This is a genomic window from Rufibacter radiotolerans, assembly GCF_001078055.1.
In the GTDB taxonomy this organism is placed as follows: domain Bacteria; phylum Bacteroidota; class Bacteroidia; order Cytophagales; family Hymenobacteraceae; genus Nibribacter; species Nibribacter radiotolerans.
Map to the genome: position 1 here is coordinate 2,866,258 of NZ_CP010777.1, position 18,971 is coordinate 2,885,228.

The window sequence follows — 18,971 nt, forward strand, 5'->3', positions numbered from 1 at the left end:
CAGAGTACGCCGGCTTAGATCTTAGCGCCTACCTGCGTTCTCCAGGCGGCCAGGTCTTTCTGCAGTTCTTTCACCTTTTCGGGGTATTTTTTGGCCAGGTCGTTCTGTTCGCCAATGTCTTCTTTGAGGTTGTAGAGTTGCTCCTTGTCCTTGTCAAAGAACTCAATCAGCTTCCAGTCACCCTTCCGGATACTGCCCGCCGACCGGCCGCCCAGAAAGTGTGGCTCTGCCAGTGGGTAATGCCAGTAAAAATTGCGGGCCGGTAAAGAGGCACCCGGGGTTTTCAAGAGCTTGGCAAACGACAGGCCGTCAAACTTCTGGGCAGTGTTTTTGGCGCCAATAGTTTCCAGCAAGGTAGGGTAGAAATCGAAGTTCACCACGGGTTCCTGCACCACCGCGCCCTGGGCAAACCGGCTGGGGTTCCAGACAATCAGAGGCTCCCGCACACCGCCTTCATACAGGGTGCTTTTGCCCGCGCGCAAGGGGGCGTTGGAGGTCACGTTAGACTCGCCGCCGTTGTCACTGGTAAAAATCACGATGGTGTTTTTGTCCAGCCCCAGGCTCTTGAGTTTTTCCATGATCATGCCCACGCCCTCGTCAATAGAGTACAGTTGGGCCGCCAAATGCGGATTGTTTTTGGGTGCCCAGTAATCAGAGGGGTATTTTTTGTAGGGGTCGTTGTCTGGGTTCTCTTTGGAGGGCGCGCTTGTGCCGGCCCCTGGCTTCTTCCGGAACTTGTCTACCAGGGCAGGCTTGCCGTGCAGTTGGGTGTGCACGCCGTAATGGCTCAGGTACAGAAAGAACGGTTTCTCTTTGTTGCGCTCAATGAACTCCACAGCCTCCACGTTCTGGCGGTCGGTGAGGTATTCCTTGTCGCCGGGCAGCTTTTTGGCCACCTCGCGGTTAAAGTGGTAGGGGTGGAAGTAGGTCCCGTTGGCGATGCCCCGGTTCTCACTGATAAGCACTTCGTCAAAGCCGTGCTTGTCGGGCAGGGTTTCTTCCGGGGCCTTGTGGTTAAGGTACCCCGAAAGGTGCCATTTGCCCACAATACCGGTTTTATAGCCGTTCTGCTGGAACATCTCGGCCAGGGTGACATAGGCGGTATCCAGGTGACCGGCGGCATCTGGCCGCAGGTAGTCTGTGATGCCAATACGGGCCGGGTACTGCCCCACCATGAGCGCGGCGCGGTAAGGCGAGCAGACGGGCGCGGCAGCGTAGGCACTGGTGAACCGAACGCCTTCGGCGGCCAGTTTGTCCAGGTTAGGCGTCTCATTAAAGGTATTGCCATAGGCACCCAGTTCAGAATACCCCAGGTCATCGGCTAAGATAAAAATAACGTTGGGTTGCCGGGCCTGGGGCACGCTGGCCGTCCGGGAGTTGGAAGAAGAACAGCTTGAAGCCAGCGCCACTACGCCCAGCACGGCCAGAAATTTCTTTATGTTATGTGGTAGGTTGGTCATAGAAATAGATCCACTAAGGGTTTCTGTTTTGAAGACGTTTTTGGTAAAACAGGTAAAAAGGAGGGGCTCCCAAACTGTCTGTCAGGCGGGGTAGCCACCCTCCTTTTCTCACCTATGCTTACCGGAGAATATGAAATCTTATTTAAGGCTTGCCTGGCTGAAATCATTTCCTGGCTCAGGCAAACGGTCATGGTCTTTTAATGTCCGCCACTGCGGGGCAACTCCTCTCCTTTCATGAAGCGCTCATAGTACCCGCGGGCTTTGTCATTGGCGCTTTTGTATTGGTCAAAGAGGTCGCCCTTGCCAAACATTCTGGGGTCTTGCTGGGCCTTCAGTTCTTTCTCCAACTGGGCTTTCAGGTCTTTCTTCACCTGGGCAAAGGAAGCCTCTGGTGCTATGTTTTTGACGGAGAAAGGATCTTTGTCAAACTGGTACAGTTCCTCCATGGGCTTCTTCGCGAAATTGAGGTCCCAGATATATTGCTGGGCCGGGTTGTCTTTGGTTTGGAGGGCCGCCGTTTTAGTGGGGCTGTTGTCTACGTCCATGAAACCGGTCTCGGGGTTGCCCGCCGGCCAGCGGTCTGGTTCATAGTTGATGGTGTAGATGAAGTTCTCTTTCACAATGCCGCGCACCGGGTAACCCCAGTCATTGGGTCTGCCAACGTCTGTGCGCTCGCGGCCCAGCAAAACATAGTTATTGTTTTTGTTTACCCACCCGTCTTTGTCTGAGAGAAGAACGGGTTTGAGGGATCTTCCTTGTATGGGTTGCATGGTGGATTTGCCGGGGGTTACCTGGGTCAGGTCCATGAACGTGGGCGCCAGGTCAATGAAACTTACAAAGTCCTGGATCTTGCGGCCGGGGCGCTTAATGCCGTTCTTCCACATAATGGCCAACGGCAGGTGGTTGGCGGCCTCATACACGTGGCCCTTAACCCTGGGGAACGACATACCATTGTCTGAAGTCACCACAATAATGGTGTTCTCCAGCTCGCCGCGCTTCTCCAGCATCTGCAGCATTTTGGCCAGTTGCGCATCAAAGTATTCCACCTCAAAGGCGTAGTCCAGCATGTCATTTCTAACGGTGGCATTGTCTGGCCAATACGGGGGCACCTTGTCAATATCGGCTAGCCGCTTTTTGCCTTTGGCCACCCCAGACCCTGACTGGTACTGCCGGTGCGGCTCATGGGCGCCGAACCAGAAAACGAAGGGCTGCTCTGCCTTTTTCTCGTCCAGGAACTTCTCCAGGTTAGCTGCATAATCAAGGTTGGAGATGCCGCCGGTGGGTGGTTTGGTTTTGAGGGCGTTGTAAGCGGGTCCGGACAGGTCGCGGCGTTTGCCGTTCAACTGGCCTGGGTTGCCGGGTCCCCAGCCTTTGCCGGTGAAACCGGTCTTGTAGCCGTTGCGGCCCAGTTCTTCCATAAAGGTGCCAAACTTGGCCGGGAAATTGGACCAGTGGTTGGCTGCTTCCTCCAGTTGCCAGGGGTTTCTGCCGGTAAGCAGGCAGGCCCTGGACGGCGAGCATTTGGCATTGGGCGTATAGGCGTTCAGAAACAGCACCCCTTCTTTGGCTACGCGGTCAAAGGCCGGGGTTTTCACCCAGGTGCTGCCGTAAGCGCCCATGTGCACCAGCGAGGCGTCATCTGCAATGCAGAACAGAATATTAGGCTTTTTGGCTGCTGCTCCTGCTGCCGTCTGGGCCTGGCCGGAGGCTAGCCCTAGCAGCAACAGGAAAAAACCAATGCGTTTCAAAGACAGTTCTCCCATGGGTTCAAGATAACCTTTTAAGAAGAGCAGGCCCACCCCATAGAAGCAGGCCTGCTGTTAAAATTCGTATAACCCGAAATCAAATTCAGAGTCTTCCACCGCGTTCTGCAGCTCAAACCCGATCACGTTTTTTCCTTGCTTCAGGAATTTGGTAAACTCACTGATGTTGATTTCATCATAATGCCGCTTGGTGAGGGTGTAGCGGTTATGGATAAGATGGCCATTGAGGTAAATCTTAAGATCGCCGCGGGCGAAGACCTTCAATGCCATTCTTTCTGGCAGGTCCTGCCGCATGAAGCTGTTGGCCGCCCACAGGGCCTGTCCTTTTTTCACTGGCACGGGCCCGGTTATCTTTTTGAAGGCCGCGTTAAAGGGATTGTGCAGGTTCCAGCCCTGGCCCGGGAAGACGTAAGAGGCCATCATGGAAGAGGTCTCCACCTCAGAATCCCGTAAGATGTATTCCCGATTTTTCACGTCTTTGTAGAACAGCGGTTCATGCAGAATGCGGGCGGTGGCCACGGGTACTTTGATCACTTCACGGTCATAGGTCATGAGGCCGTTCACCTCCCCTTCCACGTCTGAGGTCTGGGTATAGATGGCCGCCGCCAACCCCCTGGAGATAAGCGGGTACACGTTGTGCAGCAGCTTGGTGTATTCATCTATCAACTGGTCTCCGGTGAGGTAGGTGCGGTAGCCCCAGTTGCGCTTCCCCTTCTCCCATAAATGGTCCTGCACCGGGTAGCCCAGCCCCCCGAACTCGCCCAGCACAATGGCCCTTCCGGCGTTCTGGCTGCTGGGTTCAATAGAAGGACCGGGGTACTGGTGGGCATCAAACATGTGGCCCACTTTGCGGTCAGTCCAGCCGCTGGTGCCGTCTACCAGGCGGGTAGGGTCATAGGTCTGGGTCCAGTTTACCACCCGCTCCGTGTCATACTGCCCCCAGCCTTCATTGAAAGGCACCCACACCACAATAGACGGGAAGAATCTAAAATTATCAATGATGGATCTCCACTCTTTCTCAAACTGCACCGCAGATTCTTTGGGCCGGGCCCAATCTTTGGTGGCGTCAAATTTTACGTGCTGCTCCTCGTGGCCTAGTTTCAGGAAGCCCGAGGGCATGTCTTGCCATACCAGCAGGCCCATGGTATCGGCGTGATAGTAAAAGCGGGCAGGCTCTACTTTTATGTGTTTTCTGATGGTATTGTAGCCCATGGCTTTGACTACCTCCATGTCATATTTCATGGCCTCATCAGAGGGCGGCGTCAATAAACCATCTGGCCACCAGCCCTGGTCCAGCACGCCCCAATGGAAATAGGGTTGGTTGTTGAGGAACAGTTTCACGTAGCCGTTCTTGTCTTGCCCTAGCGCTATTTTCCGCATGGCGAAATAGGTATCTACTTGGTCCAGCACCTGACCGCTTTTTACAATTTCCAGCTTCAGTTGGTACAGGTTAGGGTACTCCGGCGACCACAGGTGCGGCTCCGGAATGGAAAGGGAAATAGCTTCCTGGTAAGGCACTTCTTTCTCCGCCACCACAGCGCCTTTATAGGTGATTTTGTAGCGTAACTGCTCTTTGCCGGTCCCCTGGAACAGGCTTGATTTCAGGGTCACCAGGTTTTTGTCAATATCTGCTTCCGGCACCAAGGTTTTGATTGCCGCTTTGTGCACGGGCTCCAGCCAGACGGTTTGCCAGATACCAGACACGGCCGTGTACCAGAACCCGTGAGGCTTGAGAATCTGCTTGCCCCGCGGCTGGATGTCAGAATCGGTGGGGTCCCAGACTTGCACTACCAAATCCTGGTCGCCTTTTTTCAGGTAGCTGGAAACATCAAAGGAGAACGGGTCTGAGCCGCCTTTGTGCTCGCCTACTTTCTTGCCGTTCAGGTACACGGTGGTCTGCCAGTCTACGGCTTCAAAGTGCAGGATGGCGTTTTGGTCTTTCCAGGAGGAGGGCACCGAGAAGGTGGTTCTGTACCACAGCTCCTGATCTGGCAGCAGGGGTTTCCCCACGCCAGACAGGCTGGATTCTACCGCATACGGAACCAGTATTTTCCCCTGGAATTGCTTAGGCTGCGGCTGTCCTTTCTTCTGGATGGCGTACTCCCAGAGGCCGTTCAGGTTTTTCCAGTCGGCGCGCTTAAGCTGAGGCCTGGGGTACTCCTGCCAGGCGTTGCCCGGATTTACATTCTTAGCCCATTTGGTTTTAATCTTATCCCCTACCGGCTGCCACGTTTGGCCCTGGGCCTGCCCCAGCATCAGAAGAGATAATGAAATTAAGAGCGTTAATTTCTTCATACAAAATAAAAGATAAGCCGAAAGGCGTCTTGTCTCCAGGACCTTTCTTACAGGGGTATATGGATAGCCGAAACAGGTCATTTCCTGCCTCCTTTTAGATCTGGAATAGGGAAAACCTAACAGCAACAATGATACTGAATGCCTTTTACCGTCAGTAGCACATTTGTAGGAAATGCTGGCAATATTGTAGTGGAGAGGATTTGGGTCTTAAAAGTTAACAGTTCTGAGTCTGGAGTTCAGGATTTGGGAAATGCAGGGGCTTTAATTTTTAATCATGGGACCGTTGGCAAGGCCGGGTGGTGGAAGAGACATGTGCCGGTTAAAGAGGACTAATTTGTTGCTATGTTTCAGAAGGTTCAAGGGTAATAGCGTTATTCTTTCTCCCTGAGGGAGAAGGTTAGGATGAGGGGGCGTGGGTTTCAAATTAGAAAAGCCTCAGCTATGAAATGATTGCACCTTTTCTTCTCCTTGGCCTGTCCCCTGACAGGCCAAAAGGCAGCCATTGCCAGAGGTGGGGCATTTCTTCCGTCCAGTCAGGGGACAGGCCGGGGAACTAGGAAGAGGTTTCAAGGCATCGCTCTTTCGGAGTTCCACTCCCCTACTTCTGCAACATCATCTCATGGTTCCCGGCGGAGTAGAACTCCGCAGCAGGCCTTTTCGGGAGTAGAACTCCCGAAAAGCAGAGGATGGGGGTGCTCTTAATAAGATAAGCTCTTGCCAAGCAACCACCGCTGCCCCTCACCCTAGCCCTCTCCCGCAGGGAGAGGGAATACCGCTTATTGCGTTTTGGTATTGTTTTGCGAAAAATGGGCTTAAAACAGAAGTTACCTAAAGGCAATTAGGCTTACTCCCATACCCACCAAAAAGGCTGGTGAGCAGGGCCTTTGACAGACCCTGGCACCAGGCGATTCTAATAGTAATTTTCCTGTTTTAAGGCTGTTTTGAAAAAAACAGCCTTAAAACAGGAGTAGATTTTTTACACTTAGCTTTTAGGCGCGGGGGCGTCTTTCACGCACCGGAATCCCAGGTTATCTGAGGCGCTGCTGACTTCGCCTTTGCCGCGGCTACCGGGTTTGTACCTGATGCAGTATTGGTCACTGCACAGGAAAGAGCCGCCTCGCTGCACCCGTTTTACTACGCTGGGCTCCTCTGGGTCAAAGCTGTCGGTGGGGCCTTGGGGGTTCTTCTTGGGGCTCTGGGCGTAATAGTCGGGGCGGTAGAAGTCATTGCACCACTCCCATACGTTGCCGTCCATGTCGTATAAACCGTAACCGTTGGCGGGAAAGGATTTCACGGGGGCCGCGCCAATGAAACCATCGGCGCCGGTGTTCTTGTCCGGGAAGTTGCCCTGGTAGATATTGGCCATCCATTTGCCGTCTGGGGTCAGTTCATCGCCCCAGTAGTAATTTCTCCGGCCTTTGCCGCCCTGGGCCGCGAACTCCCATTCCGCCTCGGTGGGAAGGCGCTTACCGGCCCATTTAGCGTAAGCAGCGGCATCTACGTAACTCACGTGCACCACCGGTTTGTTCTGCTGACCATCCAGCGAGCTGCTTGGGCCTTTGGGATTTTTCCAGCTGGCGCCAGGCACGTACTTCCACCATTGCAGCACATTGTCTAAAGGCACCGCAGTGGCCGTGGGCGTGAACACCCCAGAACCGGCTACCAGGTATTCTTCGGGAACGCCCGGGAAATCTGCGGCGTTGGGGGTGCGCTCGGCCACGGTTTTATAGCCGGTGGCGGCCACAAATTGCGCAAACTCGGCGTTGGTCACCTCATGCTCGTCCATCCAAAAACCGTTCACCTCTACCTCATGTATGGGCTGCGAGTCCGGGAAATTCTGCTCACCGGAACCCATCTTGAAAATACCCCCGGGAATGTAGACCATCTTAGACGGGATAGTGTCCGTGCTGACCAAGTTTTCGGGGGCTACGGCGGCCGTGGAGGTAGCGGCCTGGGTTTTCTCTTCTTCGGCTTTCTGGCAATTGAACAGACTTAAGCCCAGCGAACAGGTTAAGCTAAGGGTAATGGCTCTTGTAAACTGCATAGGTACTTTAAACTACAATAGAAAAATGCCCCGCCTCAAAGGGCTTCGGATTGAGACTCAGAAGAAACCAACCGGTTTTTACTTCGCCCCAACTGGTAAAAGGAATTAGGAATTTACCTAAATAAATGGCTTTGCGCAAAAAGTCTAGAATTCTTTTTCGCCGAACTCGCTTTCTGTGAACTTCACTTTCTTGCCCAGTTTGTTCAGGTTAAAACTCAGGTTAAGCATAATCACGTCTACCTCATAAATGTAATTGGTGGTGGTGTAGAAGTCACGCCCGCGGGTAGTAATGCGCTGCTCATTGGAGTTGAGCAAGCCCATGTCTATGTTCTGCCATTGCAGGGTGGCGGCCAGCTTTCCGTCCAGGAAGGTCTTGCGCAGAGCCAGGCTGGGGTTGTAGAATCGGGAGTCCTCGCCTTGGGCGGTGGCCCGCTCAGACAGGTAGTTGAACGTGCCCTGCAGGGTGGTGGTAGAACTCAGGTTAAAGCTGGAGTTGGCGTTAATAGAGTACACCAGGCTGCCGTTGTTCACGGTAACGGTGTTGTCAAATAGGGAGCCTTTGATGTTGTAGTCATACACGTTTCCGCCCAGGTAGAATTTCCACCAGTGGGTGGGCTTGTAGTCAAACCCTACTTCCAGACCCAGACGGCTGGCTCTGCCGGCGTTAGTGTAAATGCGGCCCAGCACGGTGTCTGCGTACACGTTGTTCACGCGGTTGATCACGTTCTTGATGTCCTGGTGGTAGAAGGTGGCAAACACCGAGCCTTTCTCAAAGTTACGCACCAGCCCGGCCTCACTCAGGTTCACAAACTCGGGCAGCAGTTCCGGGTCCCCTTGCTCCAGGGTCTCTGAGTGCTCCCGCTCCGGCAAGGGGTTCAGCTCAAAGCTGGAACTGCGCTGTACGCGGCGGCTATACCCGGCCTTGGCCTTCCAGTTGTCATTGAGGGAATAAAACACGTTAGCCGAGGGGAAGAAATTGCTCAGGTTCAGTTCATAGGTATTCTCCCGGATGGTGAAGTCACGGGCCGCGTACTCATAGCGCAGTCCCGCCGCATACTCCAGCTTGGCTACCTTGCCGGAATACTGGGTGTACACCGAGTGAATCTCATTGGTCAGGTTCACGTTGCCGCTGAACTCGGGGTAGAAAACATAGTTGCTGGCGCCCTGGTCTTTTTGCTTGTAAACAAACTGGCCATCATCATTGTGGTGACGGTACTGGTAGCCAGACTCCAATTTACCGGCGCCTAATTTGGTCGCGAAATCAGTGCGCAGGCGCAACCCGTTTAACGGGCGTTCATTGGTGTTCTCGGTGTACTGCAGGGTGTCCCGCACGTCCTGGCTGTGCAGGTTCAGGTTTTTGGTGTAGCCAGAGAGTTTGTCGCGTTCCACCAGGCCAGAAAGGGAAAGCGTGGCGCTGTTCCTGAACTTGTGGGTGTAGTCCAGGTTGGCAATGGAGAAATCACCGCTTTTCTTCACCAGGTTGGAGTTGAAATACTGGCTGCGGCCAATCACCTCCTTGGTAGAGGCATTGGTGGTGGTATTGTTGTAGTTGATATCCGCTAAGCGGTACTCGGTCCGGTTGCCGTAGTAGAAACCGGTCTGGAAGGTGTTGCGCTCATCCAGGGCAAAGATCACGGTCGCCCGCAGCGAGCGGTTGTATTTGTCAAAGCTGCGTTCGTCTACAGACGGGAAAGAAGTGCGGCGGTTACCTATGGTGGTATTCACGTCCCCTACCCTTCTGCCGGCAATGTCATTGCGCACGTAGCTTCCGCCTACAGACACGTCCCATTTGTCTTTCCGGAAGCTCACGGTGGCGTCTCCGCCGTATCTTTTGGCGCTTTCGGCGTTGCCGTAGGGCTCAATGCTGGGCAGGCCGCCCTGCATGTTCACTAAAACCGAATAGCCGTTATCTGCCCCTTTTTTGGTGGTGATGTTGATGATGCCCGCCTTGCCGTCCGGGTCATATTTCGCCGAGGGCGCCGTCACTACCTCTACGTTTTCAATGGCGTTGGCCGGAATCTGGCTTAAGAGCGCCGCCGCATCTGACTGCACCGGCTTGCCGTTCAAAAACACGGTAAACCCGGTGGAGCCGCGCATGTTGATCTGGCCTTGGGCATCTACCGAAATGGAAGGCAGGTTCTTGAGCACGTCTACCCCGGTGCCGCCGGTGGCGGTCTGGAATTGCGCCGCGCTGTACACCTGCTTGTCTATCTGGTGGTAGACCGCCGCCTTTTCACCGGTCACGGTTATTTCCTGGAGCAACATCTGGCTGGGAGCCAGCAGAATAGTAGGCAATTTCAAATCCTGACCACGGGAAAGGGAAATGTTCTGCACCTTGCAGACCTCAAAGCCCAGGAACTGCACCTGCACGTGGTAGGTACCCGGCGCCAGTTTATTAAGCAGGAACTTGCCCTGGGCATCGGTCATGGCCCCGGTGATGACCTTGCTGTTTGCCGCGTTCAGCAGCGTGACGGTGGCAAAGTCAATGGGTTTAGAGTCAATCTTACTCAAAGCCTGCCCCCCAATGGAGCCCGACTGGGCCACCACCTGAAGCACTGACACGAAAACCAAAAGAAGGGTAAGTATTCTCTTCATAAAAAAGGGAAAGTCATTTGGGCTGGTTAGATGCGCTAAGCATGGAATGGTTTAACGCGCTTTTGCTTCTTCGCCTTACTTCACTGGCTAAAAGGCGTTTTGGGCCTGTTTTCAAGATGACAGCCCCAAAACGGGAATCTCCTCCCTCAGGCCGTAGATCTGTTGCCAGGAACTTCGGCCGACCTTTAAGGTTGGGAGAAAGACAGGGAAACGGGTTTACTGGGTGGCCTCCAGGAAATGGAAGGTCTTGGGGTCCACGCTCAGGATATCGGCCCCGCCTTTGGGGTCCTTGGAGAATATCATCTTCACCACCCCGGTTTTTCTGGGGTTGATCTGCGTAGCCGATTGGTGGGTGTGCATGACGTAGAACATGTTGCCTTTCTGGTCTTTGACCACATCGCCGTGGCCGGTTCCGTTGTAGTTTAGGTTGGCCTTGCTGATGATCGGGTTGCCCGTGTATTTCTCCCAGGGGCCATAAGGACTATTGCTGGTGGCGTAACCCACGGCGTAAGAAGGCCACTTGAAATGGTTGGCGCTGTAGATGAAGTAATAAGTGCCTTTGTGCTTCAAAATCGTAGGGCCTTCGGTCACGGACCAGGCGTCTTTCTCGGTGTTTTCCCAGGGCTCGGTGGCTTCAATGCACTGCTTCAAGGTCTCCATTTTCATGGCCGACAGGTCATCGGACATCTCGGCTACAAACATGCGGTTACCGCCGTCTGCCACGCGCACGTGGTACATGTACTTCTTACCGTCATCGTCTATAAACAGGAACGGGTCAATCTGCTTTACCGGGGCGGCAAGGGCCTTTTTATCGGTTTGGGAAAACGGGCCCAGCGGGCTATCACTGGTGGCAATGGCAATGCCTTCATCGGCTACGTAAGCCATGTGGAATTTGCCGTTGTACAGGAACACCTGCGGCGCCCAGAACTTGGAACTCCCGAAGGCGTCGCCTTTTTTGAGCGCGAAACCGTCACTGTTCCCGGTGGGGCCTTTCCAGGTTTTCATATCCTGGGAGGTGTATACCTGAAAGCCCTGGGGGTTGCCGGTACCGTACAGGTAATAGGTACCGTCATGGAAAAACATGGTAGGGTCTGCCAGGGCAATAGGCGTGGCCTGCGCCGCGGGGGCTGACGGCTGCGGGGCCTGGGTGGTTTGGCACCCCATAGCCACGGTTTGCAGCAGGGCGGCGCAAAGAGAAAGTCTGAGAAAAGATTGTACGCGGGTACCTGTAAAATTCATGGGGAAAAGGTAAAGCTGGTGGTCTAGTATTTTCTGTTTAGGGGCCATTTCTCTGAAAACGGCCCTAAAACAGGAATTCTGGTTATTGGTGTTTCGCGTGTTCCCGGTCCATGGAGGCGCCTTCGTCTCCCTGCTGCTTCATCCATTTCTGGAGCTCTGCGGTAAGCTCTTTGACCTTGGCGGCGTAGGCGGGGTTGCCGGCCAGGTTATTCAACTCTGCGGGGTCCTGCTGAGTGTCATAGAACTCAACGGCCGGCCGGTGCACAATGCGGTTGGTCAGGAATTTCGCTCTTTCATCTTCCTTTGCCCGGTCTTGCCAAGTTTGCCAGGTAGGGTTTGGCACTTTGGGGTTCATCATGTACTTGATGTGGTAATTGGCGGCCGGCGTCAGGTTAAGAATGAGTTTGTAGCGGTCATCCTGAATGTTCCGGATGGGGTAAGAGGGCCCTTCGGGGATGTTGTTGTGCACCCCGTACGCGTATTGCCGGTGCTGCTGGGTTTTGCCTTCCAGCACGGGCAGGAAGCTGGTGCCGTCCAGGCCCGGAACGGCGCCGCCGCCGGCCAGGGCTACCAGCGTGGGCGTGATGTCTTCATACTGCACCAGGGCATTGGTTTGGGTACCGGCTTTCACCTTGCCGGGCAGGCGCACAATCATGGAGCTTTTCACGCCGTGGTCCCAGAGATTCCACTTGCCCCCGGGAAATTGTGGCCCCTGCTCGCCCAGAAAGATGACCATAGTGTTTTTATCCTGACCGGTGGCCTTGAGCATTTTCATCACGTCGCCTACCTCGTTGTCCAGTTGCCGCACCTCGGCCAGGTATTTGGTGAACTGCTGTCGGGTCTGTTTGGTGTCTACCCAATGGGCGGGCAGCGTCAGTTTGTCGTGGTCAAACTCAGAGGGGTCGCCCACGGTCCAGGGAGCATGCGGATTGGTGCTCATCACAAACAGGCAGTACGGCTTCTGGCTGGAAGTGACAAAATTCCGAATGCCGTCCACGCTATAGTCGGCGGTTTTAGCCACGCAATTCACCTCAAAACCGTCTATGATCTCAAACGGGAACACGGTGCGGGGTTTAGTGCTGTGGTCTTTGCCCGTGAGGGCCACGCGGTAGCCCAGATCACCCAGGTAATGGCCAATGCTTTTGAGGTTGTCCTGCACCGGTTTGTGGTTCTGGAACGAGCCATGCCGCACCGGGTACAGGCCCGTGAAAAGCGAGGCCCTGATGGGCACGCACATCGCCTCTGAGGCGTAAATCTTGTTGAACTTAAGTCCCTCCTTGGCCAAAGCGTCAATGTTAGGCGTCTGCAGGTTCTTGCCGCCATAGCAGCTCAGTTCACCGCTGGCCAGATCATCTGCCATGATAATGACAATGTTGGGTTGCCTGGGCGGGGCGGGCGCCGCGGCCTGGGGGCTCTGCGCCTTGGGCGTGCAGGCGCTCAGCCCGGTGAACAGGCACAGGAAAACTCTGGCTATCAAGACTCTTTTAGATCTGCTCATATTTCTTTCCGCTTGCACGTTCTGTCTTTGTCTGTACTTTCTGTTTCAGGGCTGTTTTCCGTAAAACGTCCCTGAAACAGGTGACTTTCTTTTTTTAAATCCGGAGGCTTCCTGGATTCTTTCCTCTTGCCACAGGATCATTTATTCTACTTCTTTCCAACTTTCAGCTATGCGCCTTTGAGGCTTTCGCCTCACGGAAGTTACAAACTTCCGCCCATGGTGGGTCCAAGTTAGAAACTTGAACCAGAAGAAACACTTCTTCCTAATCCAGGAACACGTAGGGAGCCACCGGTTTCTGGCCCTTCTGCTGAGGTTCGTCTTTGATCACCTCGGGGCCGGTTTCTTGGTCGCCTTGCTGTTGGCGCCAGGCCGCCAGTTGGGTTCTGAAGCCCGCCAGCAGTTTGGCGTGTTGTGGGTCTGCAGCTATGTTTTTGGTCTCTTTGGGGTCTGCCTGCAGGTCATAGAGTTCTTCTTTGGGGTGCTGATGGTAGCGTTGCAACACCGCGGCGGCATGCTGGTCGGTTTTGGCTTTGGCTACCCAGGAATCCCAGTACTCGCGCCCACCGTCATGGTCTTTGGCTTTGTCCATGTGCGTGTGGTACACGTTCTCGGGGGCCAGGTTGAGAATGTACTTGTAGCGGGTGGTGCGCAGCATGCGCGAAGGGGAACGGTTCATAAGCCGGTCGCCGGTGTGCGAGGCAAACACCTGCTCATGGTGCGTGTCTTTCTGGCCTTTGAGCACCGACAAAAAGCTCTGCCCGTCAATGTTGGCAGGAGCCGTTCCGCCGGCAATCTCCATGAAGGTAGGCAACAGATCTGCTTGTGATACCAGGGCGCCGGTGCGGGTATTGGGTTTCACCTGACCGGGCCACCTGATGAGCATGGGCGTCTGGATGCCGTAGTCATAGAGGCTCCACTTGGCGAAAGGAAATTGCGGGCCCTGGTCGGCGGTGAAGACGAGCATGGTGTTCTGGGCCAGGTTATGCTGGTCCAGGCTCTTAAGGAGTTTGCCCACGTTGCCGTCCATCTTGGTAATGTCTTCATAGTAGCGCACACGTGATTTCCGGGTGTCTTTTGTGTCCACGTGAATGCTGGGGATGTCAATGGTTTGGGGGTTATAGCGCGATTTTTCGGGCCAGATCACGTGCGGGCTGTGGTCTGCCACGATGAGCAGGAAGGGCTGGTCTTTGGGTTGCTGGCTCAGCCAGGTATCTACCGGCTCCATGTTCAGGTCCCAGTTCAGGCCGGATTTGCCTTCAAAGCCGGGTTCCGGCACGTTGGTTTTAGAGATGCGTTCAAACGCGAACACGTCTTCAGGCCCAATATGGTATTTGCCGGCAATCACTACTTTGTAGCCCAGCGGCTGCAGGTACTGCACCAGCGATTTGGTGCCTTTTTTCACGCCGCTGTGGTTGCCATGGGCCCCGTGCCGGAAGGGCATCAAGCCTGTCATTAAAGTGCTGCGCGAAGGCCCGCAGGTGGGGGATCCGGCAAACGTACGCGTGAACAGCATAGACTCTTTGGCCAACTTGTCCAGGTTGGGCGTCTGCACCACTTTGTTGCCGTAAGGGCCAATGTCTGTGGCGCCCAGGTCATCACCTATGAACACCACAATATTGGGCCGGCTGGCGGGAGCGGCCGTCTGTGCGGTTTGGCTTGGCGCGGCGGTTTGCGACGCCTGTTGTTTGCTGCAGGAAGCGGTTACCCAGCCCGTGAAAAGGCACACCCATACCAATACTCTTTGCTTTACCATATGCACTCTAGCTAATAGATTCTTCTGCTGTTGAAATATCCTGTTTAAAGGCCGTTTTCGCAAAAACAGGCCTAAAACAAATGTTACGCTTTTAGTTTAATGACTTCCCGGACCCGGATACACGTTCTGTTCCTGCGCCATTTTCTCCCAGACCTGCGCCATGGCGGTCACTTTGCCGGGGTTCTGGTCTGCTAAGTTATTAGTTTCTGTTCGGTCTTGGGCCAGGTCATAGAGTTCCCATTTGGCTTTTGCGCCCAGGCGCACCAGTTTCCAGTTCCCCTGACGTAGCGCCGCCGCCCCCAGGTGCTCCCAGAAAATAGTCTCGTGGCCGGGCTGCTCTTTGCCCAACAGAGCACCCAGAAAGCTTTTACCCGCCATGGGCGTAAGCGGGCGGCCTTCAAACGTTTGGGGATAAGTGGCGCCGGAGGCATCCAGGCAGGTGGCCATGATGTCCATGACGTGTGCCGGTTGGCGCGAGAAACCGCCTTTGTTCTTCACTTTGGCAGGCCAGTGCACAATGAAAGGCGTGTTCATGCCGCCTTCATGCAATTTGGCTTTGAAATAACGGAACGGGGTGTTGCCCACGCTGGCCCACTCCGGCCCAATGCCCGAATGCACCATCTGGGAGCCCGGCAGCGCCTGCTTGTCCACCGGAAACACCACGGGCACTCCCTGGCGGGTACTGCCGGCGCGGTCAAAGCCAGGGCCGTATTTGGATGGCCTTTCTGAGCTGGTACCGTTGTCTGACAGAAAGAAAATAATAGTATTGTCCAGCTCGCCTTTGTCTTTGAGTTTCTGCACCAGTTTGCCAATGGTCTGGTCCATGCGGTCTACCATGGCGGCATGCACGGCCATGGCCCGGGCGTCAAATTCCTGGTCTGAGTTGGTGTCCCATTTCTTCTCGGGGAACATCCAGGGAGACAAAGGCGCCGATTTTTCCTCCAACAACCCCATCTTGACCATGCGGTCATAGCGGGCATTCCGGATGGCCTCCCACCCTACCTGGTAGGTGTTTTCATACTTGGCAATGTCTTCGTGTGGCGCCTGCAGCGGCCAGTGCGGCGCAGTATGGGCCACGTACAGGAAGAAGGGCTTCTCGTCTTTGGTGAATTTCTCCACGTAGGCGACCGCCGAGTCCCCGATGGCCGTGGTGTGGTAGTAGTCTTTGGGCACCGATTTCACCGGGGTGATGCCGTTCACCAGGCTGAAGGGGTCAAAGTAATCTACCACGCCCCAGAGGTTGCCGTAGTATTTGTCAAAGCCGCGGGCGGTGGGGTATTGGCTCAAGGGCGAGAATTTTTCCTTTTCCACCTGGTGGGCCAGCCATTTCAGGTGCTCTTCTTTGGGGAGTTCCTCGGTTTGGGAGATGTGCCATTTGCCCACCATGCCCGTGTGGTAGCCGGCGGCCCGTAAAAGTTCGGCAATGGTGACGGTGTTCTCGGTGAGATAGCCGCGGTAACCGGGGGTTTTGTTGTCATGGGTCATGCCGCCTATGCCGGCCTGGTGCGGGTACAGGCCCGTCATGAGCGAGGCCCGGGTGGGGCAGCAGCGGGACACGTTATAGAACTGGGTAAACCGAAGGCCATTCTGCGCCAGGCTGTCCAGGGCGGGCGTACTGATCTCACCGCCGTAGCAGCCCACGTCTGAGTAGCCCAGGTCATCTGCCAGGATCACCACAATATTGGGCCGTTTGTCTTCCTTCTCTTTCTGGCCAGTCACACCCCCGGAGCAACCGGTGAGGCAGGCCAGGCCCAAAAACAGCAAAAACAAGGGACTTCTCATGGCACAGGGGTTAAGAGCATGTTTAAAGCAAAAGGCGTTTCAGGCGCGTTTTTCTCAAAACAGGCCTGAAACGCGGTAAAACCTTAAAAGGAATACAAACCGAAGTCAAAGGCCGCCGGGCCGCCCACGTTCATCAGCTCCACCACCAGGTGGTTGTCGCCGGGCTTCAGGTAGCTGTAATACTCGCTCAAGTTGATCTCGTCATAATGGCGCTTGGTGTTGATGAACTTGTTCACCACCAGTTTTCCGTTAAGGTACACCTTGGCATCGCCGTGGGCCAGAATTCTGAACTGCAGGTTATTGGGCACCTGCGCCAGGGTAAAGGTCTGGGCCGCCCAGCGGTTGTCTCCTTTCTTGAGCATCACGGGCGCGTTCACCGCAGCAAAATCAGCTTTGTTGAGGAACCCGTTCACCGTTGGTTTTTTCTCAGTGAGTAACAAAGACTGCGGCTTCACCTCTGAGTCTGGGAAAATAGCCCATGACTTGACCGGGGTGTTGTAAAGCGGTTTGTGCAGGATGCGCAGCAGTTCGGGGTCAATCTTTATTTTCTTGCGGTCATAGGTAATGAGGCCGTTCACCTCGCCTTCCACGTCGGTGGTCTGGGTGTAAATGGCCGCCGACAGGCCTCTGTGCACCATGGGGTACATGTTGTGCATGAGCTTGGTGTATTCCTTGAACAGCTCGTCACTGGTTTTGTAGGTGCGGTAGCCCCAGTTGCGCATGCCCGGGTTCCAGATGTGGCCTTCCAGGGGCAAGCCCAGGCCCCCAAACTCGCCCAGCACGATGGTACGGCCGGGGTTCTGCTCGGCGGGTTCCATGCCGGGGCCGGGGTAATGGTGGGCATCGTTCATCTGACCCACGCCGCGGTCGGTCCAGCCGCTCACGCCGTTGATCACGCGGGTAGGTTCGTATTTCTGGGTCCACTCCACCAGGCGCCTGGTGTCATACTGGCCCCACCCCTCATTAAACACCACCCACACGGCAATAGACGGGAAAAATTTCAGGTGGTCAATGATGGATTTCCACTCGGTTTCAAACTGTTTGGCAGACTCTGCCGGACGGGCCCAGTCTTCTTTGGCTTCGGCTTTCACATGCTGCACCTCGCGGTCTTCGGTCTTGAAACCGGTCACCATGTCTTGCCACACCAGCAGGCCCATAGAGTCTGCATAATAGTAGTAGCGCGACGGCTCCACCTTGATGTGCTTGCGCAGCATGTTAAAGCCCATGTCTTTGAGCACGTCCATGTCATAGCGCATGGCGGCCTCAGAAGGCGGGGTCAGGAGGCCGTCTGGCCACCAGCCCTGGTCCAGGGTGCCGTACTGGAACACCGGCTGGTTGTTGAGCATGAGGCGCTCATACCCCATGGCGTCTTTGCCCAGGGCCACCTTGCGCATGGCAAAGTAAGATTTCACGTTGTCTAAGGTCTTGTTGCCGTCTTTCAACTGTACTTCCAGTTGGTACAGGCTCGGGCTGTAAGGTGTCCAGAGTTCCGGGTTAGGTACTGAAAGTTCTATGGGGCTGTTGGCCGCGGCGGTTTTCTCAGAAATAACTTTGTTGTCTTTGAGCACCTTTACCACCAGTTTCTCTCTGCCGGTGGCGCCGGTCACCTGGTTTTTGATGACTACCTTGTTTTGGTCAATGTTGGGCTCGGGCACCAGGCTGGCCACGTAGGCCTTGTCCACGGGCTCCAGCCACACGGTCTGCCAGATACCGGTTACGGGCGTGTACCAGATGCCTTTGGGCTCCAGCACCTGCTTGCCACGGGCCTGAGAATCGGTGTCGGTGGGGTCCCAGACTGAGACCACCACTTCCTGCTGGCCTAACTTGAGGGCGTTGGTGATGTCAAAGGTGAAGGGGTCTGAGCCGCCTTTGTGGTCACCTACTTTCTTGCCGTTCACCCACACGGTGGTTTCCCAGTCTACGGCGTCAAAGTGCAGCAGGACTTTTTTGTTTTTCCAGGAGGCCGGCACCGTGAACGTGCGGTTGTACCACAGCTTCTGGTCAGGCTGCACGATCTTGCCTACGCCAGACAGGCTGGACTCGGCGCAGAAGGGCACCAGAATCTTGCCGTCAAATTTGCGGGGCTCAGAGGCGTTGCGCGGTACAATGGCGTAGTTCCAGAGGCCGTTCAGGTTTAGCCAATTGGTGCGCACCAGCTGCGGACGCGGGTACTGGCGCCAGGCGTTCTCAGGGGTTACCTGTTCGCCCCAGGTGGTTTTCATTCCGCCCGGGTTGATTTTCTTGTCCTGGGCCTGGGCAATAAAAGTCCAAAGGAAAACGAAAAGGAAAGGCAGGCTTCTTCTCATCATATGCGACAAAGGTTATTTCCGGGTTTGGTCAGATAGGTCAGTTCACAATATTAGCCCATGCCCCGGTAACGCTTTATCACATTTGTAGCAAATGCTAGGAATTATGTCGTTTGGCTGGTGTTACGGCCTTTTTTCGGCACAAGGCCCGGTTTTGCCTGGATGTTAGATGGATGGAAGAAAAGTGGTGGCGCACCGAAAGACAGGGAAAAAACTGGAGCCAAGCCGAAAGCGTT

Annotated in this window: 10 protein-coding genes; all 10 read right to left on the reverse strand. The window is 55.0% G+C overall.

Going from position 1 to position 18,971, the window contains the following annotated elements:
* Nucleotides 1-14 precede the first annotated feature (14 nt).
* The 10 genes from TH63_RS11870 to TH63_RS11920 all read right to left on the reverse strand — a co-directional run bounded on the left by TH63_RS11870 (nt 15) and on the right by TH63_RS11920 (nt 18,738).
* Nucleotides 15-1,460: a sulfatase gene (locus TH63_RS11870; RefSeq protein ID WP_156180569.1), complete on the reverse strand. Its 1,446-nt coding sequence runs from the start codon at nt 1,458-1,460 to the stop codon at nt 15-17.
* A 197-nt stretch (nt 1,461-1,657) separates the two neighbouring features.
* Entirely contained in the window at nt 1,658-3,223 is a 1,566-nt protein-coding gene (locus TH63_RS11875; protein ID WP_053093866.1) for a sulfatase family protein, read from the reverse strand.
* Nucleotides 3,224-3,280: 57 nt separating this feature from the next.
* Nucleotides 3,281-5,518 carry a glycoside hydrolase family 2 protein gene (locus TH63_RS11880; protein ID WP_082161660.1) on the reverse strand — a complete coding sequence of 746 codons (2,238 nt, stop codon included), beginning with the start codon at nt 5,516-5,518 and terminating at the stop codon, nt 3,281-3,283.
* A 982-nt stretch (nt 5,519-6,500) separates the two neighbouring features.
* Complete coding sequence (locus tag TH63_RS11890; protein ID WP_048921123.1) at nt 6,501-7,562, reverse strand: formylglycine-generating enzyme family protein; 1,062 nt, start codon at nt 7,560-7,562, stop codon at nt 6,501-6,503.
* A 144-nt stretch (nt 7,563-7,706) separates the two neighbouring features.
* Nucleotides 7,707-10,157: a TonB-dependent receptor domain-containing protein gene (locus TH63_RS11895; protein WP_048921124.1), complete on the reverse strand. Its 2,451-nt coding sequence runs from the start codon at nt 10,155-10,157 to the stop codon at nt 7,707-7,709.
* Between the two features lie 216 nt (nt 10,158-10,373).
* Complete coding sequence (locus TH63_RS11900) at nt 10,374-11,396, reverse strand: glycoside hydrolase family 43 protein (RefSeq protein WP_231583472.1); 1,023 nt, start codon at nt 11,394-11,396, stop codon at nt 10,374-10,376.
* A gap of 82 nt (nt 11,397-11,478) precedes the next feature.
* On the reverse strand, nt 11,479-12,894 hold the full coding sequence (locus tag TH63_RS11905) for a sulfatase family protein (protein ID WP_053093867.1): 1,416 nt from the start codon (nt 12,892-12,894) through the stop codon (nt 11,479-11,481).
* 262 nt (nt 12,895-13,156) lie between these two features.
* A complete protein-coding gene (locus TH63_RS11910; RefSeq protein ID WP_048921125.1) occupies nt 13,157-14,647 on the reverse strand; it encodes a sulfatase family protein in 1,491 nt (496 codons plus the stop codon).
* 96 nt (nt 14,648-14,743) lie between these two features.
* A complete protein-coding gene (locus tag TH63_RS11915) occupies nt 14,744-16,429 on the reverse strand; it encodes an arylsulfatase (RefSeq protein ID WP_048921126.1) in 1,686 nt (561 codons plus the stop codon).
* An 83-nt stretch (nt 16,430-16,512) separates the two neighbouring features.
* On the reverse strand, nt 16,513-18,738 hold the full coding sequence (locus TH63_RS11920; RefSeq protein WP_076606474.1) for a glycoside hydrolase family 2 protein: 2,226 nt from the start codon (nt 18,736-18,738) through the stop codon (nt 16,513-16,515).
* Nucleotides 18,739-18,971 lie beyond the last annotated feature (233 nt).